The sequence below is a fragment of the Paenibacillus sp. E194 genome, assembly GCF_000935845.1.
GTDB classification, from domain to species: Bacteria; Bacillota; Bacilli; order Paenibacillales; family Paenibacillaceae; genus Paenibacillus_B; species Paenibacillus_B alvei_B.
Genome location: NZ_JMDX01000372.1, coordinates 1 through 4,079 on the forward strand (window position 1 = coordinate 1; position 4,079 = coordinate 4,079).

A 4,079-nucleotide genomic window follows, 5' to 3' on the forward strand; every position below is an offset into this window, starting at 1 on the left:
ACATGTCGACTGGCCTTTCTTTCATTCCATTTGTCTATTTGGAAGTCTCTACTTGAGGTACAGGCGCACCGTTGCTCCATATGTACGCGACTGACTTCACCGGTACAAAGAAGGAGGCATCTACTAGCATGGGCCTCAGATCCTTCTCTTGACCTGTAGGCTGCTTTCCAGAGGATTCCACAAGCTGCATAATATCCTGCGCATAGTCTGCGTATACCCTTCCCTCTTCATCCATCATGAACGACAGTACACTTCGGCTGAACGGACTTCGAACTTCTACAGGCTGTATGCCTATCAGCTTCTCATCAATCCGGTAGAATCCAGGATATACTTCCTCCTGCTTCGGCACCGAACCCTTAGCCCGTATATGCGCATCAACAGCACGAGCAAGATCATTGCCCCGCTGTGAAGTGAGTAAATCCATCACCTTCACTTTCGGAATCGTCTCTTCATCAATAATCAGATACACACCCGAGCCACCTGATTCAAATGCACTCCCGGGAATGGCGCTAAGCAGATCTCTTCGCTTGAGCAATTCAAAGTTCACACGGAACTTCTCATATCGTGGAACACTCTCATCGCTGCTTACTAGCGGAAGCAGACCTGTATCCTTCTGATACTGATCCACAGCATTTTGGACAAGAAGTACGCCCTCACGAACCGATTGTTGGCTTTCCTTGTGCATCTCCTTCGGATATAAGCATCCTTGAAGCGTCATGCTCATGATAACGAATAGCACGATACAACAGATTTGTCTCCCCGACCTCAACTACTTCTCCTCCTCAGTCACCATCACAATTCCACACTTGAAGATAGAGCTGTTCATTTTATTCTGGTGTTACCACAAGCTGTCTTCTTCCTGCTCCGCCAGCTTGCGGCGAATAACCGCTTTCAGAGGATCTTCCGGGACTTCCACCGTAACCGTACCTGGATTCCCTGTCAGCAGTGTCTGGCACGATAAACGTAGCCCAGTTGCTGAATCGATACCTAGCTTGCTGCTCTCTGCTAACGTGGGCTCTCCAATTAGTCCTTCTTTTTCCGCTGAAACCTGTACTTTACACATCAAGCAGCCGGCCTTCCCGCTGCATCTTGTGCGTATCGGAACACCTGCGCGTTGCGCGGCATCCAATAACGACATCGAGTGCTTAGCCCCCCAAACCTTGCCAGAAGGCTCGAACCGCACGTTTGTCCCCATACTAGCCAGCCCCTTTCCTCAACGTTGGCAGGGCAACATGCGACTCCACCTTTATTTACTCATCATTTACATTACACAAATAAAAAAGCCATCAAATTCGGACACCTTTCATTCACGATGGAACGTATATACGCAGGTTCCGAACAATTTGCCAAAACCGCATTCATAGCAGCAAAATGCTGCTCCGGAGCAGCATTGATTACCTGTGCGATCGAAGCTGTGCGATCTTCCCGCTGACGCAATATATTGAAGACCAATTCATGAGCTAGCGGCATTAATGCGATACTAAATCTGTCAACATTATAGATGATTCGATGATTCCATAAGGCATCACGAATGATTGTGTTGTATTGGCATTGCGGTGTAGTTACGATGAATTGTCCAACCAATTCAATGGGAACCCCGCATATTTGATAATGACTTAATAAGGAATGATAAGTACTCGTTGCATTCCATTCGGGCGCATCGGTTGCATATGGATTCCATTTCTCCTGTAGCTGCTTTGCATCGGGCTCATCCGCATAGATATCCACATCACGAGGCTCCCGACCAAGCGGTACCCCTTGTAGAACTAATCCACAGCTCCCACCTAGCATCCAGTGCTTTATATCGTTATTCGCTGATGCTACTAATTGTTCAATTGTCCCCATTATTGGTTCGGATAATGATATCATGCCATTTGCTCCATTCACATTTGGATCCATGCTGCATTATTCAGGCTGCCAGTCACCAGTCAAACCTAAGATCAAAAATACGGCTTGTGAACTGCACGAATGAATCCATCCGCTTCTGCAACGACCTGACAAGAGAGCCGATAACCCTGCTCGAATTCTTCTTCCTCCATACGGTTCCACTCTGCATCCGTCACTTCGGATACATATTCTCGTCCTTCTTCGATTAAGCAGCGACATCTCGCACATGTTCCGCGCGTGCAAGCATAATTCCAATCTACTCCAGATTCTTTTGCGGCATCCAGCAGAGTAGTACCTACAGATACGGATATACTCGCTTGCTTCGTCTTGCCTATGAATAGGATGTCCACCATCCTCAATCACACTCCTTCGACCGTCTTATCGTCAATGACGATATGTATTGTGTAAAGTGTTAATTACGCCTACAAGATGGAGAAAAACCCATACACCATACCTGCAAGCAGCATAATGAACGCAATAAGCGAAAGAATACCTCGTATCCAGCCTTTCGTCTTACTTCTGGCAAAAGCAATGAGCAGTGCGGAAAAGGCCATTAGGCCTATTCCTATAAAGGATACCCACATTTTTGTCATACTGTCCATTTTCCCGATTCTCCCATTCGTTCAAACTGCTCTCATTATACCATTCGATGAATTAGAAGAGAAACGTTTTGCACGAACATGCACAAAAAAACGACACAATCAGCTACTCGCTGTCGTGTCGTCTTCTTTTTACACCAAATCGATTGTGCCTGCTACTTCTTCATCAACTTCATCAATGCTTCCAGGTTGTTTGCGTTAACTCCGCTCTTCTTCACGGTGCTGACAATGTCATTTATCGTCGACTCTGAGACAGGGAGTTTGGCCATTGAAGCAACCTGCTTAATCAACTGCCGCAGCTGCGCCTCATTCTGCATCGTCGAAGGCTTCACCGTACCTGCAAGCTTCTTGATTTGATTCTCCGTTATGTTCTTGCCAGACTTCTTATTGATTGCATTCAATGCATCCTTCGGAAATTTATTCGACATATCGCCCCTCCTCGGGTCTGTACTCTATACAGTGTATGTCGACGAATAAATGAAGGTGATAAGGATACTAGCCAATAATAGAGTCCGTGCAAGCCCATCCATATCTATGATGACCAATCCGATGTGGCCACTTCTTCAATTTCGTTCTTACGAACTCGACCCATTAAGCATTCAACTGCTGTCTTTGGATCACGAGATTCGAATAGTACTCGATATAACTGCTCTGTAATCGGCATTTGGACGTCATAGCGGTCAGCCAAAGAATGAGCCGCCTTCGTTGTACGGATACCTTCAACGACCATCCCCATATGAGCCAACACCTCATCAACCGCCATACCTTGACCTATAAGCGAGCCAGCTCTCCAGTTCCGGCTATGGCTGCTCGTACAAGTTACAACTAGATCGCCAACGCCAGCAAGGCCGGCAAATGTCATCGCATTCGCTCCCATTACAACTCCGAGCCGAGCAATCTCAGCCAAGCCGCGTGTTAACAATGCAGCCTTGCCATTATCCCCGAACTCCAGTCCATCGGATAAGCCTGCGCCTAATGCAATTATATTTTTGAGCGCTCCTGCAAGTTCCACACCAATCACATCTGGATTGGTATAGACACGGAAAAAAGATTCGTTCATGAATAAATCCTGTGCTTGCTCAGCAGCCTTCGTACTGGTTGAAGCAACAACTACCGTTGTTGGACATTGCTTAACAACTTCTTCGGCATGGCTCGGACCTGACAACACAGCAATTCGATCTGAGCTACATCCAAGCTCCTCTACAAGTACCTCTGACATGCGCTTTAATGTTTCGGTTTCAAATCCCTTTGTCGCATGTACGACAACCATCTCGTCCGTCAAATACGGCTTCATCATTCCCGCAACTTGGCGCATCGCAGCAGATGGTGCTACAACAACGCAAGCCTTCGCACCGCTCATAGCCTCTTCGACGGAATTGGTCGCCCGAATGCCGGGATGCAAGGTAACGTCCGGCAGATATTTCCCGTTCGTATGCTCCGTATTGATCTCTTCTGCCTGCTGTCCATTTCTCGTCCATAGATACACATCGTGTCCATTATGGGCGAGAACCTCGCTCAGGGCAGTCCCCCCAGCTTCCGGCGACGAATACAGCAACTTTAACGGACACGGGACACGCCCCCTTTGCTCGCGCC

The 4,079-nt window shown here is 47.5% G+C and carries 6 protein-coding genes and 1 pseudogene; all 7 read right to left on the reverse strand.

Annotated elements, in window-relative coordinates:
- Nucleotides 1-34: 34 nt before the first annotated feature.
- Nucleotides 35-769: a hypothetical protein gene (locus tag AZ66_RS27530; RefSeq protein WP_231587076.1), complete on the reverse strand. Its 735-nt coding sequence runs from the start codon at nucleotides 767-769 to the stop codon at nucleotides 35-37.
- Between the two features lie 69 nt (nucleotides 770-838).
- Nucleotides 839-1,195: a 2Fe-2S iron-sulfur cluster-binding protein gene (locus tag AZ66_RS27535; RefSeq protein WP_021259213.1), complete on the reverse strand. Its 357-nt coding sequence runs from the start codon at nucleotides 1,193-1,195 to the stop codon at nucleotides 839-841.
- Between the two features lie 71 nt (nucleotides 1,196-1,266).
- Nucleotides 1,267-1,869 carry a hypothetical protein gene (locus AZ66_RS27540; protein WP_052648908.1) on the reverse strand — a complete coding sequence of 201 codons (603 nt, stop codon included), beginning with the start codon at nucleotides 1,867-1,869 and terminating at the stop codon, nucleotides 1,267-1,269.
- Between the two features lie 71 nt (nucleotides 1,870-1,940).
- Entirely contained in the window at nucleotides 1,941-2,240 is a 300-nt protein-coding gene (locus AZ66_RS27545) for a 2Fe-2S iron-sulfur cluster-binding protein (RefSeq protein ID WP_021259215.1), read from the reverse strand.
- Nucleotides 2,241-2,309: 69 nt separating this feature from the next.
- Nucleotides 2,310-2,489, reverse strand: a complete 180-nt coding sequence (locus AZ66_RS27550) for a DUF2768 family protein (protein ID WP_021259216.1) — start codon at nucleotides 2,487-2,489, stop codon at nucleotides 2,310-2,312.
- 152 nt (nucleotides 2,490-2,641) lie between these two features.
- Nucleotides 2,642-2,914 (reverse strand): stage VI sporulation protein F, encoded by a 273-nt coding sequence (locus AZ66_RS27555; RefSeq protein ID WP_021252899.1) that lies wholly within the window; start codon nucleotides 2,912-2,914, stop codon nucleotides 2,642-2,644.
- A 104-nt stretch (nucleotides 2,915-3,018) separates the two neighbouring features.
- Nucleotides 3,019-4,054: pseudogene (locus AZ66_RS27560) on the reverse strand (NAD(P)H-dependent glycerol-3-phosphate dehydrogenase).
- Nucleotides 4,055-4,079: the final 25 nt, after the last annotated feature.

Coding starts and splice junctions, on each gene's coding strand:
- AZ66_RS27535 (WP_021259213.1), bottom strand. CDS start 1,195: ATGGGGACAAACGTGCGGTTCGAGCCTTCTGGCAAGGTTTGGGGGGCT.
- AZ66_RS27540 (WP_052648908.1), bottom strand. CDS start 1,869: ATGATATCATTATCCGAACCAATAATGGGGACAATTGAACAATTAGTA.
- AZ66_RS27545 (WP_021259215.1), bottom strand. CDS start 2,240: ATGGTGGACATCCTATTCATAGGCAAGACGAAGCAAGCGAGTATATCC.
- AZ66_RS27550 (WP_021259216.1), bottom strand. CDS start 2,489: ATGGACAGTATGACAAAAATGTGGGTATCCTTTATAGGAATAGGCCTA.
- AZ66_RS27555 (WP_021252899.1), bottom strand. CDS start 2,914: ATGTCGAATAAATTTCCGAAGGATGCATTGAATGCAATCAATAAGAAG.